The 25,304-nt window shown below is 60.8% G+C and carries 20 protein-coding genes; 17 read left to right on the top strand and 3 right to left on the bottom strand.

The window, feature by feature from the left end; genetic code table 11:
- Nucleotides 1-163 precede the first annotated feature (163 nt).
- The 9 genes from HWY37_RS19505 (at nt 164) to HWY37_RS19545 (ending at nt 13,151) form a co-directional block, all read left to right on the top strand.
- Nucleotides 164-2,047 carry a polysaccharide biosynthesis protein gene (locus HWY37_RS19505; protein ID WP_277354004.1) on the top strand — a complete coding sequence of 628 codons (1,884 nt, stop codon included), beginning with the start codon at nt 164-166 and terminating at the stop codon, nt 2,045-2,047.
- 43 nt (nt 2,048-2,090) lie between these two features.
- Nucleotides 2,091-3,137 (top strand): polysaccharide biosynthesis protein, encoded by a 1,047-nt coding sequence (locus HWY37_RS19510; protein WP_175208192.1) that lies wholly within the window; start codon nt 2,091-2,093, stop codon nt 3,135-3,137.
- A complete protein-coding gene (gene wbjC, locus HWY37_RS19515; RefSeq protein WP_175208193.1) occupies nt 3,138-4,244 on the top strand; it encodes a UDP-2-acetamido-2,6-beta-L-arabino-hexul-4-ose reductase in 1,107 nt (368 codons plus the stop codon). It abuts the gene before it with no gap.
- Nucleotides 4,245-4,253: 9 nt separating this feature from the next.
- The gene (gene wecB / locus HWY37_RS19520; protein WP_176089685.1) at nt 4,254-5,387 is read left to right on the top strand and encodes a non-hydrolyzing UDP-N-acetylglucosamine 2-epimerase; all 1,134 of its coding nucleotides are present in this window, start codon (nt 4,254-4,256) and stop codon (nt 5,385-5,387) included.
- Nucleotides 5,388-5,508: 121 nt separating this feature from the next.
- Nucleotides 5,509-6,810 carry an O-antigen ligase family protein gene (locus tag HWY37_RS19525; protein WP_175208195.1) on the top strand — a complete coding sequence of 434 codons (1,302 nt, stop codon included), beginning with the start codon at nt 5,509-5,511 and terminating at the stop codon, nt 6,808-6,810.
- Nucleotides 6,811-6,830: 20 nt separating this feature from the next.
- A complete protein-coding gene (locus tag HWY37_RS19530) occupies nt 6,831-8,096 on the top strand; it encodes a glycosyltransferase (RefSeq protein WP_175208196.1) in 1,266 nt (421 codons plus the stop codon).
- Between the two features lie 109 nt (nt 8,097-8,205).
- Complete coding sequence (locus HWY37_RS19535) at nt 8,206-9,588, top strand: MATE family efflux transporter (RefSeq protein WP_176089686.1); 1,383 nt, start codon at nt 8,206-8,208, stop codon at nt 9,586-9,588.
- Between the two features lie 106 nt (nt 9,589-9,694).
- Nucleotides 9,695-11,404 (top strand): hypothetical protein, encoded by a 1,710-nt coding sequence (locus HWY37_RS19540; protein WP_175208198.1) that lies wholly within the window; start codon nt 9,695-9,697, stop codon nt 11,402-11,404.
- 367 nt (nt 11,405-11,771) lie between these two features.
- Complete coding sequence (locus HWY37_RS19545) at nt 11,772-13,151, top strand: hypothetical protein (protein WP_175208199.1); 1,380 nt, start codon at nt 11,772-11,774, stop codon at nt 13,149-13,151.
- Here the strand turns inward: HWY37_RS19545 and HWY37_RS19550 are convergent.
- Nucleotides 13,143-13,703, bottom strand: coding sequence for a sugar transferase (locus HWY37_RS19550; protein ID WP_176089798.1), 561 nt, complete (start codon nt 13,701-13,703; stop codon nt 13,143-13,145). The genes HWY37_RS19545 and HWY37_RS19550 overlap by 9 nt on opposite strands.
- Before the next feature lie 84 nt (nt 13,704-13,787).
- Nucleotides 13,788-15,017, bottom strand: coding sequence for a glycosyltransferase family 4 protein (locus tag HWY37_RS19555; RefSeq protein WP_175208200.1), 1,230 nt, complete (start codon nt 15,015-15,017; stop codon nt 13,788-13,790).
- Between the two features lie 276 nt (nt 15,018-15,293).
- Between HWY37_RS19555 and HWY37_RS19560 the strand changes: the two genes are divergently transcribed.
- Nucleotides 15,294-16,904, top strand: a complete 1,611-nt coding sequence (locus HWY37_RS19560; RefSeq protein WP_176089687.1) for a hypothetical protein — start codon at nt 15,294-15,296, stop codon at nt 16,902-16,904.
- A 108-nt stretch (nt 16,905-17,012) separates the two neighbouring features.
- On the opposite strand, the gene rfbB is transcribed toward HWY37_RS19560, so the two are convergent.
- Nucleotides 17,013-18,077 carry a dTDP-glucose 4,6-dehydratase gene (gene rfbB / locus HWY37_RS19565; protein ID WP_175208202.1) on the bottom strand — a complete coding sequence of 355 codons (1,065 nt, stop codon included), beginning with the start codon at nt 18,075-18,077 and terminating at the stop codon, nt 17,013-17,015.
- Between the two features lie 171 nt (nt 18,078-18,248).
- On the opposite strand from rfbB, the gene HWY37_RS19570 reads away from it, so the two are divergent.
- The 7 genes from HWY37_RS19570 to HWY37_RS19600 all read left to right on the top strand — a co-directional run bounded on the left by HWY37_RS19570 (nt 18,249) and on the right by HWY37_RS19600 (nt 25,303).
- Nucleotides 18,249-18,818 (top strand): SRPBCC family protein, encoded by a 570-nt coding sequence (locus HWY37_RS19570; RefSeq protein WP_175208203.1) that lies wholly within the window; start codon nt 18,249-18,251, stop codon nt 18,816-18,818.
- 33 nt (nt 18,819-18,851) lie between these two features.
- The gene (locus HWY37_RS19575; RefSeq protein ID WP_373418158.1) at nt 18,852-20,276 is read left to right on the top strand and encodes an MFS transporter; all 1,425 of its coding nucleotides are present in this window, start codon (nt 18,852-18,854) and stop codon (nt 20,274-20,276) included.
- A 21-nt stretch (nt 20,277-20,297) separates the two neighbouring features.
- Nucleotides 20,298-21,170 (top strand): DMT family transporter, encoded by an 873-nt coding sequence (locus HWY37_RS19580; protein WP_175208204.1) that lies wholly within the window; start codon nt 20,298-20,300, stop codon nt 21,168-21,170.
- 126 nt (nt 21,171-21,296) lie between these two features.
- Complete coding sequence (gene rfbA / locus HWY37_RS19585) at nt 21,297-22,178, top strand: glucose-1-phosphate thymidylyltransferase RfbA (RefSeq protein WP_175208205.1); 882 nt, start codon at nt 21,297-21,299, stop codon at nt 22,176-22,178.
- Complete coding sequence (locus HWY37_RS19590) at nt 22,175-22,552, top strand: DMT family transporter (RefSeq protein ID WP_175208206.1); 378 nt, start codon at nt 22,175-22,177, stop codon at nt 22,550-22,552. The genes rfbA and HWY37_RS19590 overlap by 4 nt, the downstream gene beginning before the upstream one ends.
- Nucleotides 22,553-22,577: 25 nt before the next feature.
- Nucleotides 22,578-23,708, top strand: coding sequence for a dTDP-4-amino-4,6-dideoxygalactose transaminase (gene rffA / locus HWY37_RS19595; protein WP_176089688.1), 1,131 nt, complete (start codon nt 22,578-22,580; stop codon nt 23,706-23,708).
- A gap of 113 nt (nt 23,709-23,821) precedes the next feature.
- Nucleotides 23,822-25,303 (top strand): hypothetical protein, encoded by a 1,482-nt coding sequence (locus HWY37_RS19600; protein WP_176089689.1) that lies wholly within the window; start codon nt 23,822-23,824, stop codon nt 25,301-25,303.
- Nucleotide 25,304 lies beyond the last annotated feature (1 nt).

Consider the following 25,304-nt stretch of genomic DNA (forward strand, 5'->3'; position numbering starts at 1 on the left):
GCCTCTGGATCGCGTGATTAATCGATAACGCCAGAGACGCGCAATATGCCCCCATTTTCATTCTCGCGCATCACGCCGGCCAGCCTGGACAAGCGTCTGGTTACTCTATCCCAAGCGCGTGTTGATACAATCGTGCACCTCCAAACTACCTCTATCAGTCGGTGTGACTTTGCGTACCTCAATCGGTGCAGTTCGGCAAGCCCTAGTTGACCTTCCCAGATCGGCCAAGAGAGCGCTTGCCATTTCGCTGGACGCGCTGATTTTATTTGGCGCATTTCAGTTGGCATTATGGCTTCGTTTTGAGCTGTTTTTCACAACACCTGACTATCTTTTGCTGTCATTTGCCGCATGCGCCAGCGGGATCTTCGCGCTTGTCGTCTTCGGCACATATCAATACGTACTGCGGTACATGACGGACCGCGTCGCCCTCGTCATCGTAGGAGGCGTGCTCGTCTCCATCATGACCGTCACCGCCTGCAGTCTCTTTCTGCAAATGTCTTCGGGGCTTTCGCGTGGTGTATTGACCATTTACGGCGTGGTGGCGCTGGTGTTGCTGCTGGGTGTGCGCCTGGCAGCCATCAAGACGCTATTCCCTCGCCACCGGCTTGGTGACGTGCCGCGCGATAGCGTCGTGCGCGTGCTCATCTATGGCGCGGGCCCGGCGGGCAGCCAATTGGCGCTCGCCCTGCGCAACAGCTCCCACTACCGCCCCATCGCGCTGATTGACGATGACCCGGACAAGACCGGCCTGATGGCCGCCGGCCTGCGCACCTACCCCACGGGCGACGTCGGCGAATTGGTGGAACGCCACAATATCGGGCAGATCCTGATCGCCAAGCCCACTGCGTCGCGCGAGCAAATCAACAACATGGTCGAAGTCGGTTCGCAACACAGCATCCGCGTGCGGATCGTGCCGAACCTGCACGAAATGGTCGATCAGGCTGGTGGCCTGAAAGCGCGCGACCTCCAGATCGAAGACCTCCTGGGGCGCGATGCCGTGGCCCCGCTGCCTACGCTACTGGGCCGATATGTAACTGGGCATGTGGTCATGGTGTCGGGAGCCGGCGGTTCCATCGGCTCCGAATTGTGCCGCCAGATCCTGGCGCTGCAACCCCGCCGCCTGGTACTGCTGGAAATCTCCGAGCCCGCCTTGTACACGATCGGCCAGGTGCTCACGGGACTCAACTCCCAGAACGTGGAAATCGTGCTCCTGCTGGGCTCAGTGAGCGATCAGCGGAATTGCGCGGAACACATGCGCAAGTATGGCGTCGAGACCATCTATCACGCCGCCGCCTACAAGCACGTCCCCCTGGTCGAACACAACATCCGTGAAGGCATCTGCACCAATGGCTTCGGCACCCTGTCCTTCGCGCGCGCCGCCATTGAAGCCGGCGTCAAGGATTTCGTGCTGATTTCCACCGACAAGGCGGTCCGGCCCACCAATGTCATGGGTGCAACCAAGCGGCTGGCCGAACTGGTGCTGCAGGCGCTGGCGGACATCCAGACCGGCACCCGTTTCTCGATGGTCCGTTTCGGCAACGTGCTCGGCAGCTCTGGCAGCGTCGTTCCCCTGTTCAATCGGCAAATCCAGAACGGCGGGCCCGTGACCTTGACACATTCCGACATCACCCGCTACTTCATGACCATCCCGGAAGCAGCACAATTGGTACTGCAGGCTGGAGCCATGGGCGCCTCGGGTTCGGTCTTCGTTCTGGACATGGGTGAACCGGTACGCATATATGACCTGGCCAAACGCATGATTCAACTGCACGGCCTGACCGTCCGCACGCCGGAGTTCCCCGACGGCGATATTGAAATTCGGATCACAGGCCTGCGGCCCGGCGAAAAACTCTACGAAGAACTCTTGATCGGTGGAGATGTCTCCCCCACGCAACACCCTCGCATCATGCAGTCGAAGGAACATAGCATCCCTTATGACGAATTGATGAAAGAGCTTGAAAACATGCAAAATTCGTTCATTACCGGCGACGACGCGGCCCCCAAGGCAATGCTCAAGAAGCTTGTGATTGAATATACTCCGTCCTGAATTCACCCAGATAAACCCGCGCCATAATTAGTATAGATAATCCATGAGCAATAAAACTTTCTCCGACAAGACCTTGCTAATAACCGGAGGCACGGGTTCTTTCGGCAATGCCGTTCTGAAGCAGTTTATTAATTCCGACATCGGCGAAATCCGCATTTTCAGCCGCGACGAAAAAAAGCAAGACGACATGCGGAAGCGCTTCAACAATCCGAAATTGAAGTTCTACATCGGAGATGTGCGCGATTACACCAGCATTCTGAATGCCACCCGCGGCGTCGATTTTATTTTTCACGCGGCCGCGCTCAAGCAAGTCCCCTCTTGCGAATTCCATCCGATGGAGGCCGTTCGGACCAACGTTCTCGGCACCGAAAACGTGCTTGAAGCCGCCATCGTCAATAATGTGAGCCGCGTCGTGTGCCTGAGCACCGACAAGGCCGTATACCCGATCAACGCCATGGGCATTTCCAAGGCGATGATGGAAAAAGTGATGGTTGCGAAGTCGCGCAACCTGGACGGCAAGGGCACCGTGATCTGTGGAACCCGCTATGGCAACGTCATGGCGTCACGCGGTTCGGTCATCCCTCTCTTCTTCGACCAGTTCCGCGCGGGCACCCCGTTCACGATCACGGATCCCGACATGACCCGCTTCATGATGACGCTGGAAGACGCGGTGGATCTGGTGCTGTATGCATTCGAACACGGCACGAACGGCGACATCTTCGTGCAGAAGGCCCCGGCAGCCACGATCGAAACCCTGGCCGAAGCCCTGCTCGCCATCCTGAAGAAGCCGGATCACCCGGTCAACATCATCGGCACCCGGCACGGCGAAAAACTCTACGAAACGCTGTTGAGCCGTGAAGAAATGGCTGCGGCCGAGGACCTGGGGGGCTACTACCGCGTGCCGCCGGATCTGCGCGACCTGAATTACGGCAAGTTCGTGGAACAAGGCGAACCGAAGATTTCCCAGTACGAGGACTACAACTCGCACAATACCGAGCGCCTGGACGTCGCCGGCATGGTGACTTTGCTGCGCAAGCTCGATTTCATCCAGAGCATCGAGCGCAATGACATCCCCGAAGCCGAGGGCTAAATGAAGCTGCTTATCACGGGCGCCAACGGATTCGTCGGCAAGAATCTGCGCATATTGCTGGGTGAACGCAAAGAGTTCGAGGTGATCGCCTTCACGCGCGACCATACGCTCGCCCAGCTTGAAGCCATGGTTCAGGAAGCGGATTACGTGTTCCATCTGGCCGGCTCCAACCGCCCCAAGGATCCCGCCGAGTTCCAGGAAATCAACCTGGGCCTGACGCAGTCGCTGATCGATTTCGCGACCAAGCGCCAACGCCCCTTGCCGATTGCCTACACCTCGTCGATCCAGGCCGAGCTCGATAACCCCTACGGTGCCAGCAAGCGGGCGGCGGAGGAAGCGCTGCTCGCCTATGGCCGCCAGACCGGCTCGTCGGTCCGCCTGTTCCGCCTGCCGAATGTATTCGGCAAATGGTGCCGCCCGAACTACAACTCCGCGGTGGCGACCTTCTGCCACAACATCGCTCACGACCTGCCGATCACCATCAATGATCCGGCCGCCAAGGTGCGCCTGGTGTACGTGGATGACGTCTGCAAAGCCCTGATCGCCCTGCTCGCCGAAGAAGCCGGCCTCAACGGCTACCTGGACGTCGAGCCGGTCTATACCACCACCGTCGGCGACATGGCCGAGCAGATCCGTGGTTTCAAGGAAAGCCGTCAGACGCTCATCTCGCCGCGTGTGGGCACGGGCTTTACGCGCGCGCTCTATTCGACCTACATGAGCTATCTGGAGCCGGCGCAGTTCGCCTACACGGTGCCCAAGTACGGCGACCAGCGCGGCGTTTTCGTCGAGATGCTGAAGACGCCCGACGCTGGCCAGTTTTCGTTCTTCACCGCGCTCCCGGGCATCACGCGCGGCGGCCACTATCACCACACGAAGACCGAGAAATTCCTCGTCATCAAGGGTTCGGCCCGTTTCGGCTTCCGCCATATCGTCACCGACGAGACGTTCGAAATCCTGACCAACGGCGACGAACCCACCATTGTCGAGACCATTCCTGGCTGGTCACACGACATTACCAACATCGGCGAAGGCGACATGGTCGTCATGTTGTGGGCGAACGAGATTTTCGACCGGCAGAATCCCGACACCATCGGCCACAAAGTTTAATTATCCAAGATGACCAAGAAACTGAAAGTCGTTACCGTCCTTGGTACGCGCCCCGAAATCATCCGCTTGTCGCGTGTCATGGCCAAGCTGGACGAGTACTGCGATCACATCATCGTCCATACCGGCCAGAACTACGACTACGAACTGAACGAGATCTTCTTCAACGATCTCGGCGTACGCCGTCCGGACCACTTCCTGAACGCAGCCGGCGGAACCGCCGCCGAAACGATCGGCAATGTCATCATCGCTGTCGACAAGGTGCTGGCAGAAGCGCAACCCGAGGCCGTGCTCATCCTGGGTGACACCAATAGCTGCCTTGCTGCCATTCCGGCCAAGCGCCGCAAGATTCCCATTTTCCACATGGAAGCCGGAAACCGTTGCTTCGACCAACGCGTGCCGGAGGAAACGAACCGCCGCATCGTTGATCACACTTCCGACATCAACCTGACTTACAGCAGCATCGCCCGCGAGTACCTGCTGGCGGAAGGCTGCCCCCCGGACCGCGTCATCAAGACCGGCAGCCCGATGTTCGAGGTGCTGACGCACTACGCTCCGTCGATCAATGCCTCCGATGCCGTCTCGCGCCTGGGTCTGACCGAGGGCGAATACTTCGTCATCAGCGCCCACCGTGAAGAGAACGTCGATTCCGAGGTCAATCTGCGCAAGCTCGCGGCCATCTTCAATGGCTTGGCCACGACTTACGGCAAGCCCGTGATCGTTTCGACGCATCCACGCACGCAGAAGCGCATCGACGCACAACAGCTGCAGTTTGATCCACTGGTGCGCCTGCTCAAGCCTCTCGGCTTCCATGATTACGTCAAGCTGCAGAAAGATGCTCGTGCGGTGCTTTCGGACAGCGGCACGATCACGGAAGAATCCTCGATCCTGAATTTCCCGGCGCTTAACATCCGCGAAGCCCACGAACGCCCTGAAGGCTTCGAGGAAGCATCCGTGATGATGGTCGGGCTGGAACTCGACCGCGTGCTACAGGGTCTCTCGATTCTGGACAAACAGGCTCGCGGAACCGAACGCAGCCTGCGGCAGGTCGCCGACTACAGCATGCCGAACGTGGCGGAGAAAGTCGTGCGGATCATCCATAGCTACACGGACTACGTGAACCGCACTGTGTGGAAAAAGTACTGACCTCACCGCGGGGCGCGCAAGCGGCATCGGGGCGGGCGTCCCGATGCTTCCGGCAACTCGGATAGTCTTTCATTCCCAGTGCGATGCCGCTACCGATCAGTATTTGCACAGGATTGCTTTTATGGACGCCGCTACACCCCCTCAGTCTCCAAGGGCAATCAAGAACGTTTGCGATGGAGCTTTGCTGCTTTGCATCGGCTTGCTGCCCGCGCTGACTGTCGGCACCAGCCGCGGCGGCAGCATCGCGTTCTACGCGATTTGCATCTTCAGCCTGGCCTGCCTATGCCTGCCGCGCGAATCCGCGTTGTCGCGTACTCCCTATTGGCCCACCTACTGGCCGCTGGTCGCCGTACTGGCGATAGCCGCGCTGGCGCCGCTGCTCAGTTCCGCCTTGCTGGGCGCCCGGGTACACGGATCGGACCTGGAGCGCGGACTTCGATTCTGGGCGATCGCTCTGGTCGTCGCCGCCCTCTCGCGCGTCGAGCGCGAGCGCCTGAAACTTGCCCTGTGGGGCATAGCGGTCGCCGCCTGGACCGCGAGCATCACCATCATTCATCTCGCCTGGGCCACTGGCCAGCGCCCGGAGCCTGAGGAGTACAACGCCGTCTCCTACGGCAACCTGACCCTGCTCATGGGTATGCTCGTCCTGTTCGCGCTGGGGTTGCGCACGACGCGCAGGCCCAAGCTCGAGGCCGCCTTCAAACTGCTGACGGGCGGAGTGGCGCTCTATGCCTTCGCATTGACCTTGACCCGCGGAGGCTGGCTGGCCGTCCCTATCTTTGCCCTGGTGGCGCTGGCCTTGGCGGGCCGGCGGCGATGGGTCCTGAAGGCGGGGGTGTTTGCCGCGGTCATTATTGGCTGCGCGGCTGTCCTCTATGCCAATCACGATCTGCGGGACCGCGTAAAACTGGCGGTCAATGAAGTTACGCAATGCCGGCAGAACAGGCTGGCGGATACCTCGGTCTGTACGCGGCTGCAACTATGGTCAGCCGCCTGGAGAATGTTCCGCGATGCGCCGTTGACCGGCAATGGCAGCGGCAGCCAGTTTCCCGACAAACTCCAGGAGCAGGCCGCGCGCGGCAAGATTTCCCCGGTAGTGGCCGCCAACTTTGGCGAGCCTCACAACGACCTGCTCTATGCCATGGCCAACTACGGCCTGCCAGGGCTAGCGGCGCTGCTCGCCATCTATCTCGCGCCCTCAGGCTATTTTCTTGGGCGTCTGCGCCAGGCAAATTCGGACGGCCGCTGCGCCGCAGCCATGGGGCTCGTCGTTTGCCTGGGTTTTGCGGCATTCGGCCTGACCGAACTGATGTTCCGGGGCATGCGCACCATTGGCCTCTATGCAACATTGGCCGCGCTATTCCTGGCGTTGTCTGCGTCTACAGGCATTTCCGCGCATAACGCGCGCAAGTCCATTCCCTGAATGCGATAACGGAAAAAAAAGTGTCTGAAAAAAAACGATTGCTGCACCTGGGCTTCTTCTGTCCGCAAGCGTATTTCGAACTGCACGACAAGGCGGAAAAAAATCATCAATACGCTGCGCGCAAACTGGAATCGCGGATCGTGGAGGGCCTGCGGCAAAACGATGTCGAAGTCGAAACCATCGGGCTTTACCCCGCGCGAATCTTTCCGCGTAACCGCACAATTTTCCTCAAGGCATTCAAGGGGACCGATGCGCAGGGACAGCAAGCTCAGGCAGTCGGCTATATCAATGTACCGTTCCTCAGCCATCTGTCGCGCACCTTCTCCATCCTGAAGGCGGGCTGGCGCTCCCTGCGCGAAAACCGCCAGCGTCCTTCAGCGATCCTTGTGTACTCACTGCATACGCCGCTGGTGCTCTCCGCTGCACTGCTCTCCAAGTGGTTCCGCGTCCCCTTTTATATCTACGTCCCCGACCTGCCGCAGTATATGAATGTCGGCGTCAAGCGCAGCCGCCTGTTCAATTTCATGAAGCGGATCGACACGTCGCTGGTGCTGAGCCTGAGCGATCGGGCAGCGGGCATCATAGGCATCACCTCCGATCTGGTTCACTCGCGTCCTTCCTGGAACGGCAAACGCACGGCAGTCCTCGAAGGCGTGGCCGAAGTAAGCCACGCTCCAGAAGAAGCCCAGCAACAGCACGATGCCGAGATTCTGGGCAAGTATGGACTGGCCAAGGGCTTTCTCTTCTATGCTGGCGGCTTGGCCGAGCCCTACGGAGTGGGCATCCTTATCGATGCCGTCAAGCAGTTGGGCAGCCAGACCCACCTGGTCCTATGCGGCGCGGGCTCAATGGAGGGCGAAGTGCGCCGCGCCGCAAGCGAACATCCACAGATCCACTACCTGGGCAGCATCCCTCCCGAAGACGTCAAGGCGCTCTCGCGCAACGCCAGCTTTCTGGTCAATGCGCGCATCCCGGGCGACATCTATTTGCGCTACTCCTTCCCGTCCAAGCTGCTGGAATACATGGCAACCGGCATTCCAGTAGTCTCTTCCCGCCTGCCGGGCATCCCGCCGGAGTATTATGCACACCTGCTCGTTCTGGATGATGTGACCGCCGAGGGCCTGGCCGATTGCCTGCAACGCAACGCGGGCGCGAACTATGCTTTGGCCCAGCTTGCCGCAGAGGGCGCTGCCGCCTTCTGCCGACAGCACAAGACGGCCCTGCAGCAGGGAAAAATGCTCGTCCGGACGATTTTCCAGGATTCGGCGCAACACGACCGCTCGTGAAATACGGGATGTGCGGCGCGCCATCCACGCTTCTTCTCATTTGAATAGTTTTGGCATGATACGGGGCCTCTTCCTTTACCTCGCAGTGAAAGTTTTCCCGGCTCTGTCGATGATCGTGTACATGGTCGCGATGTACATGAGCTTTCCATCCAGCGATTATGTCGCCTATTCCGCGGCAATCGCTGCAGGCGTAATCGGCGCGCAGATCGCTTCCAGCTGGATTGCCAGCGCGATTATCTTTTACTTCCCATTGCGCAAGGGCAAGGCGGCGTTCGTCACGCAAGTGTTGCGGATAGCCGTCGTCTCGGCCTCATTGACCTCCACGATCACCGCCGGCATCTTCCAGTGGCTGTTTCATGACCCGGTCCTGAGCGCAAGCGTCTTGTTCCTGACTGCAGCCCAAGGCTTGTTCTACGTCGCAGTCGCCTTGTTCCAGCCGGAACGGCGCATGCGCAGCCAGGTCATCAGCGCGATCATGCTCAGCATCACGCAACTGCTGTTCGCCGCCTACGCAATCTTTTCCAATCACCACTCGCTTGCAATGTCGGTCGCAGGTTACGGCGCTGGCTTTCTGGCCGGCCTGATCACCTTGCTTCTGTACATCCACTGGACCTGGTTTACCCGCGTCTTGCGCAAGCGCCAGCGCCGCCTGGCCTTGAACGAGCCGCCGCTGGAGAATTCCAAACTGCTGGCCTACGGCGGCCCCATGTTCGTCTGGTTTTCCTTGATGTTGGTGAACAGCTACACGGACCGCTTTTTCCTGGGCCGGGTTGAGGGTCCGGGCGTGGCGGGCTACGCGTTCACGAAAGATATCCTGATCGGCATTTCCGGCTTCATCTCCATGCCCATCATGTTGATCGCGCACTCCATGATTTTCCGCCTGTTCCGCGAGAAAAAGGAGCAGGAACTTTCCCAGCTGATCAAATTTTCGACCACGCTTCTGGTGGTGCTTTTCCTGTTCGCGATTTTCGTCTATGCATCGTTCGCAAAAGTGCAATTGACGCATTTTTCGCCCGATTTGCAACACGTGTCTTTTTTTCGGGCGGTGCTCATTGGAACCGGCATCATGCTGAGCACCCTGGCACTCTATTCACAGAAGAAATTCGAAGTACTTGGGCATCTAAAGCAACTTGTCGTGCTGGCGGCCATCAGCAATAGCGTTGCCTTCCTCGCCTATATGTACTCGTCCAGCAGCCATTCGCTCGACTACTTTGCAATTTCATATGCCGCGAGTACCCTTCTGTATTTTTGCCTGACACTCTGGACGGGATCGAACGCAATTCGCTTCACGATCAACTACAAGATGATCGCCTTTGTCCTGGCCGTGCTGGTCGCCATGCATTTCCTGGCTCCGCCATCCATCTACAACGGGCAGGTGGACTGGACTGCTGTCGGATGGGCAGTAGCCTGGCTCGGAGTGCTGGCGGCGGTCCTGATGGCCTGCCTGTTCAGGCTGTACCGGTCGCTGGGGTCCGGGCTCATCCATAGTTGAGGCGACGGTGGTTTCCCATCAAGATCCGCCATTACATATATCGTGCAAAATGAAATCCACATCTCTTGAAACAATGCAGCAGCAGCCTATAGCTCAGGAGTCGGCATTGAATTTCCAATCCAGGCCAGATGCCTTGCGACAATGGATAATCAAGAACATGGCGCCGATAATTTTCCTGTCGGCATTCTTTTTGACGATTGTCATGGGAAATCTGTTGTTCGCAACGGACTTTGGACATGAACAATTGGCCAGAATTCCGCACTACGCGGTCATCTACGACTTTCCAACGGTTTTCTCGCCGCTCTACTGGTTGCTTTTGCTGCTGCCTTTCTTCCTGGCACCTCCGATTATCGCGCTGGTGCAACGACATTTGGAATCGCCAATTCACCGGCTGTGTTCGAAGATTCCGGAAATCCGACCTTTAGACTATACGGTCTTCACCGGCATAGCTCTTTGCCACGTGGGTTATAGCCTGTGGCAGGCCCATGCGTTCTCGCTTTACGGCACAGGTGTTGATCCGGTTTCGTCGGTGGAGATCCGCTTCCAGATTCTGGCAGGCCTTCGTTTTTGGACGATGGCGGTTCTGATGTCCATCCTGCCCTATCTGGCAGTCTATGCATTGATTCGCTGGATCCGTCATTCCGGCCCCTTCTGGGTAGCAGCCACAATAGTGGTCGTCAGTATCGTGTCGGTATACATGATCCTGCTGAATATGAAGTGGCCATTCCTCGTATTCGCGGCCGCTCTTATCCTCACGATATTTGCGTATAGCAAGACCTATCCTTACATCAAAGTATCCGTCGGCACTGTCGTTCTGTTCGCCACCTACTTGATAATCTCGACCCATGTGTTTCGCCTGGCCGATCCGGTTCCGCCGGCTGTCGTGGCCGAAGCTGACGCAGTTAAGCTGGATGGCGACGCCCCGTCCGAACAAGTTGCGGTCACCAGTACGCCGCCGGAAAATGAGCACCAGCCAGTAAAGCCTGCGGAACCCGAACGCGCCGCCAACCCTCCCACCGATAAAGTGCATCCCCGCACGAACTCGTCTCCCCATGCAGAGGCCAAGCACCATTCCAGTGTCAAGCAGCAACCGAATGCGCGGCATGTGGACACCCCCAAACCGGAAACCGCACAAGAACAAAAGCAGGCCGAGAAGCCGGAAACTGAAGTAGCACCCGATACCGCTGCAACAGTCGCTTCCGACAACAATTTGACGGCAACTCCTGACACACTTTCCGCCCCTGCTGAGACCGCAGTGCCCGATGCACAGTTGCCGGCAAAAAGCGGCAGCCAGCTCTTGAACGAAGCCATCGATTTGCCCAAGACTGCTTTGCGTCGCGCACCGGAAATCCTTTTCTCTGGCCTGACCAGAATGGCAATCCTCTATCCCTTCTACTATCAGATCTTCACCGAGGAAGGGAACGTTTGCGGCGGCATTCTCGAACAGGCCCGCCGTGGCCCCGACTGCCGGCCCAGCACCTACATCTATACCAGGGTTTTCGGCCTTGATGGTTTCGAAGGCCGAGGCACCGCGCCTACCGCCGTGCACATTTCGGGCTACTCGCTCGGAGGATGGCCAATCGCGCTGTTTGCCATGGTATGTGCCTCCATCATCCTTGGCTTGATCACCTGCCTGCCCACCAACGCAAGCGCAATGATCGGTGCCCTCGGCATCATGGGCGCCGTCGCGGGATATCATTTCTCCCAAGTCCCTGGAGAAGGCCCGCTGTTCTACGACCATGGCCTGGTGTGGACCATAATTCCAATGGCAATTTATATTGCTTGGCGAAAATTCTTTACTCGCCCCAAGGTTTAGCCCCCCCTCTCCGATCACGCGTCCGCCAACTGTACCCCACGGTTTTTCCAAACGGGAGAACCGTGCCGAATAGTCGGACCAAAAGACCCCTCAGACCGTCCTTGCGCCCGGGAATGGGCGTGGTGCCAGGGCTGGTCCGATCGGGCTAGTCCCCTGCCACATATCTCCACCAGACGATGCCGCAGCGCAATGCGCTGCGGTTAACCCTAGCTAGCCTCGATCTACGGCGTTACGCCGCTTGTCTTTCGCCTACAACAAGCGCATCCTAGCCCTAACACTTCGCTACAGTTTAGGACTATTAGACAGTACGTAGCGGAGGGACGTTTGCCTATACTCCCGCAAGAGCTCGCAAGCTAGGAAGTTTAGATTGAAAAACGACACGCTACGACCCTGGGTTATCAGGAATATGTCGCCGATTATTTTTTTATCGGCTTTCTTTATTACCGTAGTTCTCGGAAACCTGCTTTTCACGACCCCATTTGGTCGACATCAACTACAGAAAATCCCCGCCTACGCGGTTATTTACGATTTTCCAACGCTATTTTCGCCACTATATTGGCTGCTTTTATTTTTGCCTTTCCTGATGACCCCGATAGTGGTCATTCTGATACGGCGTTTTCTGGAAAAACCAGTACAGCGGCTGTGCGAGCGCATTCCCGAAATCCGCCGTATTGATTATCTGGTAGTGACGGGCCTCGCCTTAGGCCATGTGGGATACCACTTGTGGCAGGCGAAGGCATTTTCGCTATATGGCACGGGCACTGATGCCGTATCGTCGGTTGAAATACGGTTTCAAATACTCAGCGGATTGCGCTTCTGGACCATGGCGGTCCTGATGTCCATCCTGCCGTTCCTCGCTGTATACGCGCAAATCCGATGGATTCGCTCGCCGACCATGTTCTGGCGCGTAACGACCGTCATCGTGGCCAGCCTGGTCGCCACGTACATGGTCTTGTTGAACATGAAGTGGCCTTTCCTGGTGTTTGCCGCAGGCCTTATTCTGACGGTCTTCGCACACAGCCAAAAGCGCCCATATATCAAGGCGGCCATCGGCACCGTGGTGTTGTTCGCGACCTACCTGCTGATTTCCAGCCATGTCTTTCGCTATGCAGATACGTCCAGTGGTGCCCACCTACCCGAAATAACCGCTCCACAGGAAAAGGCTCCAACCTTGCCCGAAGCCCGCCAAGACAAGGGTGCATTGAGCGAGGCCCTGGATACGCCGAAGCTGGCGTTCACCCGGGCCCCCGAGACGCTGTTCTCGGGCCTCACCCGCATGGCGATCCTGTACCCCTTCTATTATCAAGTGTTCACCGAGGAAGGCTATGTCTGCGGCGGCATTCTGGCCCAGGCGCGCCGCGGCCCCGCCTGTCGTCCCAGCACCTTCATCTATACCCGGGTTTTCGGCCGCGACGGATTCGAAGGGCGTGGCACCGCGCCCGCGGCCGTGCACATATCGGGCTATTCGCTCGGCGGGTGGCCGATAGCCCTATTCGCCATGCTTTGCGCGTCCATCGTCATGGGGCTGATCACTTGTCTCCCGATTACCGCCAGCGCGACGGTCGGCGCCTTCGGCATCATGGGAGCCATTGCGGGATATCATTTTTCCCAGGTACCCGGAGAAGGCCCCATATTCTATGACCACGGGCTCATCTGGACCTTGATTCCCCTGGCCATCTATTCCGCCTGCCGGTGGTTCTTCCGGGGCAATGGCTCGGAGAAAAGCCAGTTGCCCACATCAATGTGAAACGCCGTCCCGGCGCAACACCTTGACGAAGGTCAGCCAGAGGATGCGGATATCGAACCACACGGACCGCCTGTTCATGTATTCAATGTCCAGGCGGACCTTGTCCGGTATGGGCAGCTCGTCGCGGCCATTCACCTGAGCCCATCCCGTCAGTCCCGGCGTGAGCGCATCGACGCCCGCCTCGGTCCGCAAGGCAATCAGATCGTCCTGATTGAACAACGCGGGGCGCGGGCCGACAAAGCTCATGTCGCCAACGATGATGCTCCACAATTGCGGCAGTTCATCCAAGCTGCTCTTGCGCAAAAATCCGCCGACCGGAGTCAAGCAGGCCGCCGGATCCGGCAACAGGTGCGTCGCAACGGCCGGCGTATCCACTTTCATGCTGCGGAATTTCGGCATCTTGAAAATGCGGTTGTTACGCCCTACCCGGTCGCTCCAGTACAGCACGGGGCCAGGCGAAGTCAGCCTTACCAGAAGCGCCACGATAATCACCGGTATCAGCAGCACAAGGGCTGCGAACAGACTGAGCAGCAGGTCAAATACTCTCTTCACTATTTTCTCTTGCAGAATCGATATTGCCCTGGTGACGATCGTACCCGGGCGCCTTTGCCATTCAGGCAGCATCATACGGCGGCTTTAGGCCGCCTTTGAATTTTCGCTCGATAGCGTCTCGAGCACGCCGACCAGTTGATCTACCAGCCGCTCGTGGTTGAAATGCTGCTCGTAGTAGCGCCGGCCATTTTCGCCCATGCGCGCTCGCGCCTCTTCCGGCATCTCGGCTAAACGCTGTATCGCAGCGGCCAAGGCCTCCGCATCCTCCGCGGGCACGGCGAGGCCCGCCTGCGCCTGTTCCACCAAGCGCCCGCCTTCACCGTTGAGGCATGCCAGAATCGGTTTGCCCGATGCCATATAGGCCTGCACCTTGTTGGGAACGGTGGCCGCAAAGATTTCCTGGTCGGCCAGCGTCACCAACAGAGCCGAGGCGCGCTGCATGAACGCGGGCATGGTTTCCACCGGAAAACGTCCGGGCAGGTGCAGGTTTTCCAGGCCCAGCGCCGCCACTTGCTGCAACATCCATTCCCGCTTGCTGCCGCCCCCCAAGACCACGAACTGGATTGCCGGATGTTCACGCAGTAGCGCGGCAGCACCGACTATCACTTCCACAGCTTGCGCGGCGCCGATATTGCCTGCGAACATGACGACAAATTCGCCATTGAGTCCTGGCACTTCAGGCGGTGCCTCCGTGGGCGTCCGCGAAAAACTATCGTCGACGGAGTTGGGATAGTACTCAATGGGTTTTCCCGGCGCCAGCTTGCGTATCGGTTCGACAAACGCCTCCGACTGGACAAGTATCAGATCGGCACGGCTATAAATGAACCGCACGATCCGCTCGACCACGCTCAGCACGTAACGGTTCTTGACGTGGCCCGTTGCCGACAGGCTCTGCGGCCAGAGATCCAGAACCCAGATCACCACGGGCGCGCGCTTGATTTTCGCCAGCAGCAAGCCGGGTATGGCCAGCAGTAACGGCGACAAGGCACATATGAAAATTACGTCGTAGGACTTGCGGCGCGTTATCCACGGTCCGAACAACAGGCCGGAAAATATGAACGACAGGTAGTTTAGGGTCAAGCGGAGTTTGCCCTTGCCGCGGGGAATCAAGGGTACCCGCATGATGTTCACTTTGTGGAACTGCTCTTGCTGCACCCCGGACATCCGATAGCCCGAATAGATCTTTCCCTCTGGATAGTTCGGCTTACCGGTCAGAACATCGACTTCCATCCCGCGCTCGGCCAAAGTGCTGCTGATCTCGTTGATCCGGAAACCCTCGGGCCAGAAATACTGGCTGACAATCAACGTACGCAAACTGCACCTCCCGTCGGGAATGCGGAGCAATCGGGTCGTCCAATATTCATGTCGATGTTCATCAAAGATACAAAATTCTAGGCGTTCCAGCTTTTGTGCGACGGGCGCATCGTACAGCGAAAAGCCGCTCACAGGCCGGTACGAAGCGGCCCAGCCTCGTCGGTATAATCGCGCCAGGCCAGTGATCCCATCCTCTCCGCGCATATGATAGCCAATAACACTGCGGCGCCCCGGCCCGCAGGCCGCCTGATCCTGGTAGGAGATCTGCTTTCCCTCGTGGTCCTGGCCGGCTTCGCCGCCCTGCTGATCGCCGGCGCGGGCCTGCCCTTGTACTCGGACGAGGTGGTCACAAAATGGGGGCAGGCCAGGTTTTTTGAGCCAGACGGCGTACTCTCCTCTTTCTTCCCCCAATGCCGGGCGGCGTTCAGTTCCCCCCTGCCTTGGGCGTTCTATCCCGGCGCCGCGTTTTTCTCCGCGCTATACGGCAACCTTCCTCCCCTGGGCCTGCGGCTGGCGGGAGTGGCCGTGGCACTGGTCATGCTGGCCGGCTTCGGCCTTTGGGCGCGGCGCAGCACCCGCAGCACGCAGGGTGCTTTGAGCCTGCTGTCCGTGCTGATCGTATTGCTTGCCCTGGGTGCCCTTCCCTTCCTCTGGGTCATGTCCCGGCCCGAGCAATGGTTGACCCTGGGCCTGATCTTCTTCTGCATGACCGCGACAGTAAGTCCGCGGCACGACGCGAAGGCGCCGTGGATCTGGCCCGTGCTCTATTTTCCGGTGGCTTCCGCGTTCTTTTTTGTTCATCCGAAGAGCGTTTTCTTCGCTCCCGTGGTGCTGCTGGCGGCCTGGCTCGTGACCCGCCGCCGCCATCCCGCCATACGCGTGCTGCTCGTCGCCTGGGTGTTGTGGACTTCCTACACGACGTACCGCTGGGGCACGACGGTGTCCAATTGCCCGGAAGCGCCGGGCGTCCAGGCCACGCTGTCCAGCAATTTCCTGAGTCCTTCCTTGCTGTTCCAAGCCCCGGTGGCCTTCCTCCTGGAGGGCATCGGCAATCTGCTGAGCGCGCCAGGCAAAATCGCTGAGCACGCCTTGTTTGCCGTAACCTTCCAATCCGGCTGGCTGGCTCCCATGGCGGTCCCCGCGGCGGCGACGTGGATGAATTCGATCATCCAGATCCTGGTGGAGGTCGCCATTTTCGGCACGCTGGCCACCGGTCTGCTGTGGTTGCCGGCCACCTGGCTGCGCGGCAAGCCGGCAACGCCGCAGCCGCTGCTGGCAGCCGCCCTGGCGCTGGGACTGTGCGCAAATTTCTTTTTCTTCAAGTATTGGTTCTTCTACGGCGCCGCTCAGGTTTTGCCTCTAGTCCTCATGATGCTGTTGCTCGCGATGCCCGCGCGTGCACCCGCGTGGCTGGCTCGGCCAGGCCTGCAACTGGCGCGAAGCGCATGGTTGTTGTTCGCGCTGGCTAGCATGGCGATCTTCGCAGCGTATATCGCGCCAGAAGTGTGGAAACGTTCGAATCCGCCCGAAGCCTCGGTGCCCGACCAATGGCTGTCCGTCCCCGCGCTGGGCTTCGACCAGCGGCGCGAGACCATACGGGAGCTTGCGAATCAATGCGGCATCCGCGGGGACGGGGCCGAGCACCTGGTTGTGGACCACTTGACCTACTATGCCTTCAGTCACCTGCGCCGGCCAATCCACGCGCTGTATGTGTCGGAACTGGCATATGGCGCCGATCTGCCTGGCGAGAAGCTCATCCGCTTCCTACAGGGGCTCGAGTCCCCAGGTGCGATCACCCAGTGCGGCTACCTGCCTGCAGCCCTTTCCGTCTTGCATGTCATCCGCAAGGGCGGATACTGCTGCGCAGCGATACCTCCCGCGAACTGATCCCGCCCCCACCGCGGGCCTCATGAACGCGAGGCTCCTGCTAAAACGGCAATGTATCTGGAGTGATCGGACACGGCATGACAGCGCGCCGGGCGATCCGCGGGAAAGCTAGGCGCGGTAGTGCCTGTCTACCCAATCCCGGTGATAGGCGCCGTTGACGATGTCTTCCACCCACCGGCCGTTGGCGAGGTACCACTGCACCGTCTTGCGCAAGCCGGTGGCAAACGTTTCCGCGGGCCGCCAGCCCAACTCATCGTTCATCTTCGATGCATCGATGGCGTAGCGACGGTCATGGCCGGGCCGGTCCTTGACGAAAGCGATCTGGCGCTTGTACGAAGCGCCATCCGCCCGAGGCCGCAGCGCATCCAGCAACGTGCAGATTTCCTGGACCACCTCCAGGTTCGGACGCTCGTTCCAGCCGCCAATGTTGTAGGTCTCGCCCACGCGCCCCGCCTCGAGCACACGGCGCAAACCGCTGCAATGATCCTGCACATACAGCCAATCGCGTATCTGTTGGCCATCGCCGTAAACAGGCAAGGGTTTTCCAGCCAGCGCGTTGGCGATCACCAGGGGGATCAGCTTCTCCGGAAACTGGAAAGGACCATAGTTGTTGGAGCAGTTCGTCGTCAGTATCGGCAAGCCATAGGTATGGTGATAGGCCCGCACAAGATGGTCGCTGGCGGCCTTGCTCGCCGAATAGGGGCTGTTGGGTTCATACCGATGGGTTTCGGTAAACGCGTCGGCATCCGGCGGCAACGAACCATAGACTTCGTCCGTCGACACGTGCAGGAAGCGGAAACTGGCGCGCGCCGCGGGATCCATTTCGTGCCAATAGGCCCTTACCGACTCCAGCAATCGAAACGTGCCGACGATATTGGTCTGAATGAACGCTTCCGGCCCGTGTATGGAACGGTCCACGTGCGACTCTGCCGCCAGATTGATGACCGCTCGCGGCCGATGGCGCTTCAGCAAATCCCCGACCAGCCCGGCATCGCCTATGTCGCCCACGACCAGCTCATGCCGCTTGTCTCCGTCCAGCGCGTGGAGACTCTGCGGATTGCCCGCATAGGTGAGCTTGTCCAGATTGATTACTGGTTCGTCGTTTTGAGCCAGCCAATCGAGCACGAAGTTGGCTCCGATGAAGCCAGCGCCTCCGGTAACGAGAATAGTCATGGGCATTACAGGTGAAATGGACGCCGGCCAGGGCGGACGGGCAGGCGCCGATTTTACTCTGCCTGCCCCGCGCGGCTTGATGGGCGCCCAGGTTCAAGCTGGCCGATATTGGCAATTTGCGCGGATTGGGTCCACAATAAAGACGGGACTGTACCAAGCAAGGAGACAGCCATGCGCATAGCCGATGCCCAGTGGATTCCTTCAACCCAACACCAGACTTGGGATGCCCTGACCGATCCCGCCGTGCTGCAGCGATGCATACCGGGCTGTGTGGAGGTTTCCCGCCTCAGCCCGACCGAGTACGCCGTCAAGCTCCACGCCAAGGTTGCCGGAATCGACACCGATTACGACGGCGAAATCCTGATGTCCGACGTGGACCCTCACAATAGCTGCACGCTGGTCTTCGAAGGCAAGGGCCGCGCCGCCTGCCTGGCCATCGGCACCGCGCAAATCAATCTCAGCACCAAGGACCAAGGCACGCGGGTTGCGTATACCGTCGCCTGCATGACCGGCGGCAAGCTGGCCGAGTACGGCGAAGGAATGCTGCTGAAGGCCGGCGACAAGATCATCCAGAAGTTCTTCGCCGCCTTCATCGACTACATGGCCGCGCAGCCCCGCCTCGCGCCGCCGCCGCCCCCTCCCGAGCCCGAACCACGCGGACTGTCCAATTCGCGCTGGTCCTGGATCGTGGTGGTGCTGGTCATCGCGGTTTTCTGGGGCTATCACGCGTTCTATAAGTGAAATCCCTGACGCGCCGGTGATATGCTCTGCGGCATGACGCCGCCACCTGACGCACCCCTGCCCCCAACCGCCTCCACCCCTGCTCATACACGACGCGACCTGCTGATGGGCATGGCGGGGGTCTCGGCGACCGTCGTCCTGGCTGCCCTGGATTCCACCATCATCAGCACCACCCTGCCGCGCGTGGCGGAGGCGCTGAACGGCATGGCGCTGTATGCCTGGGTCGGAACGGGCTATCTGCTGGCCACTGCCGCGTCCATCCTGATATTCGGCCGGCTCGGCGACATGTTCGGCCGCAAGCCCCTGATGTTGCTGTCGGTCCTGATCGTGGCGCTGGGCTCGATCGCTTGTGGCCTGTCGCAGAGCATGACGCAACTGATCATTTTCCGATCGCTGCAGGGCATAGGCGGCGGCATGATGATCGCGACGGCGTTCGCCGCGCCGGCCGACCTGTTCCCCGACGCCAAGCAGCGGGTGCGCTGGATGGCGCTGGTGTCGGCGGCGTTCGCCATGGCCAGCGGCATCGGCCCGGTACTGGGCGGGGCGGCGACGCAAGCGCTGGGCTGGCGCGCGGCTTTCTTCATTGCGCCAATCGCAGCCGCAGGCGCGTTCTTCCTGCTGGCCCGCTATTTCCCCCGCATCCGCCCCATGCACGATGGCAGCCGCAAGGTCGACTGGCTGGGCGCCATCCTGCTGGTCCTGGCCGTGGGCGCGCCCCTGGCCGCGCTGGAGCTGGCCTTCGCCAGCGGCGACCATGCCCACCCCATGCTGGGCTTGCTGCTGGCCGTGATTGGCGTGGCGGCGATCGCCATCCTGATTCCGATCGAGCGCCGCGTGAGTTCGCCCATCTTTCCCTTGCGCGTACTGGGCGGCGCGGAATCGCGCCTGCTGAACCTGGCGGCGATGATGGTGGGCGCGGTCATGTTCGTGCTGATCTTCTACAGCCCGCTGCTGCTGCAACAGGTGCTGAACTACACCCCCAGCGAGGCTGGGCTGCTGCTCACGCCCCTGGTTGCCGCGATTTCCGTCGGCAGCATCATCAACGGCCGCCTGTTCCCCAAGCAGACCGAGCCGCAGCGCCTGATGGTGTTCGGCGGCTGTCTGCTGGCGGCCGGCTCGCTGATGGTGCTGCTGATCTCGCCCGGCACCTCCGCCTGGTGGATCCTGGCCGCCTTCTTCGTCAACGGCTGCGCGCTGGGCTTCCTGCTGCCCAACCTGACCCTGTTCATGCAGATGCTGAGCGAGCGGCGCGACGTGGGCGTGGCGTCGGCACTGGTCCAGACCACCCGCGCCATCGGCAGCGCGCTGGGCACGGCGGTGGTCGGCATCATCATTTCCCACAGCACGGTATTAAACGGGGTGCGCGCGGGTTTGATCCTGTGTATCGTCCTGTCCCTGACCTGCGCCCTGCTGGCCCACCGGGTCAAGATGAAGAATCTGGTCACCAACCGCAAATAACCTCCCCTCGCGGGACTGAACATGCGTCAACGCGATCTGTTGGATCTGCTGCTCCTGGCTGCCGTCTGGGGCGGCTCCTTTCTGTTCATGCGCATCGCCGTGCCCGAATTCGGGCCGGTCGCCCTGATCGAGCTGCGGGTCGGCCTGGCCGCGCTGTTCCTGCTGCCCGCCGCCATCTGGCGCGGCAAGCTGCCCCTGATCGCCCGCCACTGGCGGGCCATCCTGGTCGTGGGCGCTTTCAATGCGGCGCTACCCTTCCTGCTATTTGCCTACGCCGCCCAGTCCCTGGGCGCCGGCTTCCTCTCTGTCGCCAATGCCGTGACCCCAGTCTGGGGCGCCATGATCGGCTGGCTCTGGCTGAAAGACCGGCTGCCTCGCATGCGCGCGCTCGGCCTGCTCATCAGCGTGAGCGGCATCGTGGTGCTGGTGTGGGACAAGCTCGATTTCGGCGACGGCGGTTCCGGGCTGGCCGTGCTGGCCGCGGTTTCCGCTCCGATCTTCTACGGCATTGCCGCCAACTGGACCAAGCGCTATCTGACAGGCGTGGACGCGCTGGTAAACGCAACCGGCAGCATGCTGGCCGCGTCCCTGCTGCTGTTGCCCCTGGCCATCGCGGCCTGGCCGGAACAGCCGGTCTCGTTCAAAGCCTGGCAAGCTATCGCCGTTCTCGCCGTCGTCTGCACCGGCGCGGCCTACATCATCTTTTTCCGTCTGATCGCCAACGTGGGGCCGACCGGCGCGGTCAGCGTCACGTTCCTTGTCCCTATTTTCGGACTGTTGTGGGGCGTCTGGTTTCTCGGCGAGACGCTGACGCCCCCGATCCTAGCCGGCGCCGCCATCATTCTCGCCGGCACCGCCCTGGCATTGGGACTTCTGCCCCGCCGCGGACGCTAGGCAGCAAGATCCTCAGTGCCTCCGGACGACGTATCAAGGTAGAATTTTTCGCCTTGGCCGGGGATTCCGAGCACTCGCAGCTTTTTCTCCAGAACCCATGCCGGCTAACGCATTGCAACCAGGAGCATGACCGTGCGAAAGGGCATTATTCTCGCGGGCGGCAGAGGCACACGTCTCTATCCGATTACGCGCAGTATCAGCAAGCAACTGCTGCCGGTGTTCGACAAACCCATGGTGTATTACCCCTTGTCCGTGCTCATGCTGGCGGGCATCAGGGACGTGCTCATCATCTCCACACCCGAGGACCTGCCGCGCTTTCGCGAGCTGCTAGGCGACGGCGCGCCGATAGGCATGAATCTCTCCTACGCGGAGCAGGATCACCCCCGAGGGCTGGCCGATGCCTTTCTGATCGGCGAAGAATTTATCGGCAAAGACGAAGTCTCACTGATTCTGGGCGACAACATCTTCTATGGGGTAGGCCTCTCGACCGCGCTCAGCCACGCGAACCGGCGCACGCAAGGCGCGACGGTGTTCAGTTACGACGTGCTGGACGCCCGGCCTTTCGGCGTGGTCGAGTTCGACCAGAACGACAGGGCAATCAGCATCGAGGAAAAACCCGCCGTTCCGAAATCGAACCACGCCGTGACGGGGCTGTACTTCTACGACAACCGGGTCATCGAGTTCGCCCGGTCGCTCAAGCCTTCGCAGCGCGGTGAAATCGAGATCACCGACCTGAACCGGATCTACCTTGAACTGGATGAGCTCTATGTCGAACGGCTCGGCCGCGGCTTCGCCTGGCTGGACACCGGCACCGCCGACGGGCTGCTCGATGCCGCAAACCTGGTGGCGACGGTCGAGCGGCGGCAAGGCATGAAAATTGCCTGTCCGGAAGAAATCGCCTGGCGCCAGCATTGGATCGATACCGCCGCGCTGCTGGCCCTGGCCGACGGCTATGGCAACAACGCCTACTCCGACTACCTGCGCCGCCTGGTCCGCGACACACGATGAGCCGACTTACCGCCTTCCTGCTGCTGGGCGCCATGATCGTGGCGTCCGCGGCCTCCGTGCTCGCTTTCCGCATGCAGATAAACCGCATGGGCGCATTGCCCGCGGATCTGTGGGGCAAGCTGATGTTCGTGGTCCAGGCGCTGCTGTCGCCGCTGGCCGTCTTCGCGATGATGTGTTTCGGCATCTCGTTCGTGTGCTGGACGCTGGCGAGCACCAAGCTGCCCCTGAACATCGCCTATCCCCTGACCAGCCTGATCTACCCAGTCATCGTGGTGAGCGCCCATTTTTTTTTCGGCGAAGCCCTGGGCTGGCAGCGTCTCGCAGGCATCGCCATAATCATGGTGGGCCTGACCGTCAGCAATCTGAACCCCTGATCCCTCGCATCGATCCGCCGCGCCCATGGAACCCATACCCTTCAACCGTCCCCCCAAGACCGGCCTCGAACTCCAATACATCGCGCAGGTGATCGAAAGCGGCCACCTGACCGGCGACGGCGCATACACCCGCCAATGCCATACCTGGCTGGAACAGAACCTGGGCACGGCCAAGGCGCTATTGACGCATTCCTGCACCGGCGCGTTGGAGATGGCAGCCTTGCTTTGCGGCCTGCGTCCGGGCGATGAAGTCATCATGCCCTCGTTCACCTTCGTCAGCACCGCCAACGCCTTCGCGTTGCGCGGCGCGGTGCCGGTATTCGTGGACATACGCGAAGACACGCTCAACCTCGACGAGACCCGGATCGAAGCCGCCATTACCTCCCGCACCCGCGCGCTGGTGCCGGTGCACTACGCAGGGGTGGGCTGCGACATGGACGCCATCTGCGCCATCGCCGCCGAACGCGGACTGAAGATCATTGAAGACGCGGCGCAAGGCTTCGGCTCCACCTGGCGCGGCCAGGCTCTAGGCACGCTGGGCGACTACGGCACCCTCAGTTTCCACGGCACCAAGAACATCGTGGCAGGGGAAGGCGGCGCCTTGCTGACGCGCTCGAAGCACGAAGGCGAACGCGCCGAAGTGACCCGCGAAAAGGGCACGGACCGCTCGCGCTTCCTACGCGGCGAAGTCGACAAATACACCTGGCAGGAACTCGGCTCCTCATACCTGCCCAGCGATCTGACGGCCGCCTTTCTGCTGGCTCAGTTTGAGCACAGCGCCAGCATCAACGCGCGCCGCGTCGCCGCCTGGTCGCGCTATCACGAGGCTTTCGCCGGCCTCGAAGCGGCCGGCAAACTGCGGCGGCCGTCAATCCCGGCCGCGGCCACGCACAACGGCCACATCTACTACCTGGTCTTCAACGACGAACAGGCGAAGACCCGCATGCACCGGGCCCTGGCACAGGCCGGCATCCAGGCGGCCAGCCACTACGTTTCCCTGCACGACTCGCCCGCCGGCAAGCAATATGGCCGCGCCAGCGGAACCTTGCCCGTCACCGACCACGTCACGCGCGCGCTGCTGCGGCTGCCGATGTATGCGGACCTCTCGGAGCCGGACCAGGACCGCGTAATCCGCAGCGTCCTGGCCGAGGCCTGACGCAAAGCGTGGCTGCCCCCACGCGCCTGCGCGGCATCCCGGCCCTGGCGGCAGCCCTGCTGGCCTCGGTCATGATGATGGCATTGCTGTACCAATATGCCGATCCGCGCTGGATGACCAACGACGACATCGCCATGTCGATGGTTGCGCATGGCTATGGCTTGACCGACCACGGGTCGCCGAACCTGTTCTTCTCCAACGTCCTCTGGGGCTATCTGGTCCGGGCCATACCCGCGGTCCACGGCGTGCTGGGCTACTCGATCGCAAGCCTGACCGCACTGGTCATCGCCAGCAGCACCCTCCTGTACGTGCTGTGGCGCTTGGAAACGGGCTTCTGGACCGGCTTGCTGGTCTGCGCACTTATCCTGGCCCGCCCCGCCCTGTTTCCGCAGTTCACCATCAACGCAGGCCTGCTCAGCCTGGCAGCCATTGCATGCTGGCGCCTGTATGCCCGCGACCGCTCGTGGCCCGCCTTGGCGGCCGGATGCGCGCTGTTCCTCGCTGGCTTTCTTGAACGCAACCACGAGGCGCTCATCGTGCTGATCCTGGGCTTGCCCCTGTTGCCGTGGCGCACGCTTGCCGGTCTCTGGCCCTGCCGGCTGGCGCTGGTCCTGCTTGCCGGCATTCTCGTCTGCGCAACCTGGTTCGACAGGCAGTCGTATAAAGGCGCGGAATGGACTGCTTTCAATGCGCTCAATCTGCCACGCGCCGCCTTCACCGACTTCGGCGCCCTCGACAGCCTGGAGCATCGCCCGGACATCCTGACGCGCTACGGCTATACGCACAACGATCTGGAACTGTTGAAACACTGGTTCTTCGTCGATCCGGACGTTGCGGATCCCGAGAAGCTCAGCGCCATGCTCCGGGATCTCGGGCCGCTGCCGGCCCAGAGCGACTCCCTGAGCAAAGCGCTGCTTGGCGTGCAGATGCTCTGGTATTCCGATTTTGTGCCGCTGCTTACGCTCGCCGCGCTCTTGGCGATCGCATACCGCAGCCGCCGCGCCGCCATTTCATGGGCGCTTTGCGTCCTGGCGGTGTTCTGCCTGGGATTGGCCGGACGGCCCGGCACCTTACATGTCTACTATCCGTTGATCGCCGCCTTGCTGCTGGCGCCGCTGCTGGCAGCCCGGCCTGCGCAACGCGCGGGGCCGTTGCTGACGACTGCGATCGCGGCAGCGTGCACGCTGAACCTGGGCATGGTGCTTTCGCAGGCCGGCACCATGGCGGCCGGAGCGCGGGAATTGCGCACGGCTCTTGCGGATTTTCCTCATGAGACGGTGGCGATCTGGGGCGCAAACTATCCGTTCGAAGCCATGTACGGCGTGCTCCGCAACGACCCAGCGGTGCAAGGCCAGCGCTTCTACGGACTGGGCGTCTTCACCCTGGCGCCCTTCGCGGTATCCCGCGCGGAGCAGCTGGCCGGCAGGGGATTTCCAGAGCGCCTGCAATCGCCGGAAGGCATGCCGATACTGGCCAACGACGCGTACATCGCGCGGCTCGCCGCCTACTGCGCGGAGCACCGCCATGGCCAGTTGCAAGCCTTGGCCGTCCAGCACTTCGGGCCGCTGACACTGTCGCGGCAACAGTGCCGATGAA

Origin of the sequence: Achromobacter anxifer (assembly GCF_903652925.1) — a bacterium.
GTDB classification, from domain to species: Bacteria; Pseudomonadota; Gammaproteobacteria; order Burkholderiales; family Burkholderiaceae_B; genus Achromobacter; species Achromobacter anxifer.

Excerpts from the sequence above, each read along its gene's own strand:
- HWY37_RS19510 (WP_175208192.1), top strand. The coding sequence starts at position 2,091 with ATGAGCAATAAAACTTTCTCCGACAAGACCTTGCTAATAACCGGAGGC.
- wbjC (WP_175208193.1), top strand. The coding sequence starts at position 3,138 with ATGAAGCTGCTTATCACGGGCGCCAACGGATTCGTCGGCAAGAATCTG.
- wecB (WP_176089685.1), top strand. The coding sequence starts at position 4,254 with ATGACCAAGAAACTGAAAGTCGTTACCGTCCTTGGTACGCGCCCCGAA.
- HWY37_RS19525 (WP_175208195.1), top strand. The coding sequence starts at position 5,509 with ATGGACGCCGCTACACCCCCTCAGTCTCCAAGGGCAATCAAGAACGTT.
- HWY37_RS19535 (WP_176089686.1), top strand. The coding sequence starts at position 8,206 with ATGATCGTGTACATGGTCGCGATGTACATGAGCTTTCCATCCAGCGAT.
- rfbB (WP_175208202.1), bottom strand. The coding sequence starts at position 18,077 with ATGACTATTCTCGTTACCGGAGGCGCTGGCTTCATCGGAGCCAACTTC.
- HWY37_RS19570 (WP_175208203.1), top strand. The coding sequence starts at position 18,249 with ATGCGCATAGCCGATGCCCAGTGGATTCCTTCAACCCAACACCAGACT.
- HWY37_RS19575 (WP_373418158.1), top strand. The coding sequence starts at position 18,852 with ATGACGCCGCCACCTGACGCACCCCTGCCCCCAACCGCCTCCACCCCT.
- HWY37_RS19580 (WP_175208204.1), top strand. The coding sequence starts at position 20,298 with ATGCGTCAACGCGATCTGTTGGATCTGCTGCTCCTGGCTGCCGTCTGG.
- rfbA (WP_175208205.1), top strand. The coding sequence starts at position 21,297 with ATGACCGTGCGAAAGGGCATTATTCTCGCGGGCGGCAGAGGCACACGT.
- HWY37_RS19590 (WP_175208206.1), top strand. The coding sequence starts at position 22,175 with ATGAGCCGACTTACCGCCTTCCTGCTGCTGGGCGCCATGATCGTGGCG.
- rffA (WP_176089688.1), top strand. The coding sequence starts at position 22,578 with ATGGAACCCATACCCTTCAACCGTCCCCCCAAGACCGGCCTCGAACTC.
- HWY37_RS19600 (WP_176089689.1), top strand. The coding sequence starts at position 23,822 with ATGACCAACGACGACATCGCCATGTCGATGGTTGCGCATGGCTATGGC.